This is a genomic window from Psychrobacter sp. TB20-MNA-CIBAN-0197 (assembly GCF_040309765.1).
GTDB classification, from domain to species: Bacteria; Pseudomonadota; Gammaproteobacteria; order Pseudomonadales; family Moraxellaceae; genus Psychrobacter; species Psychrobacter submarinus.
Map to the genome: position 1 here is coordinate 1 of NZ_JBEOPC010001251.1, position 242 is coordinate 242.

At 48.8% G+C, this 242-nt stretch carries 1 protein-coding gene; it reads left to right on the forward strand.

Going from position 1 to position 242, the window contains the following annotated elements; genetic code table 11:
- Positions 1 to 242, forward strand: a 242-nt coding sequence (locus AAEY83_RS17980) for an EF-Tu C-terminal domain-related protein (RefSeq protein WP_502945220.1), incomplete at both ends; no start/stop codon positions are given.

Below are 242 nucleotides of genomic sequence, written 5' to 3' on the forward strand. Positions count from 1 at the left end.
GGTACCAAGCGTGAAGACGTACAACGTGGCCAAGTACTAGCTAAGCCAGGTTCAATCACCCCGCACACCAACTTCGACGCTGAAGTATACGTACTATCAAAAGAAGAAGGTGGTCGTCACACGCCATTCCTAAATGGCTATCGTCCACAGTTCTACTTCCGTACCACTGACGTAACTGGCGCAATCCAATTACAAGACGGTACTGAAATGGTTATGCCTGGTGACAACGTTGAGATGAGCGT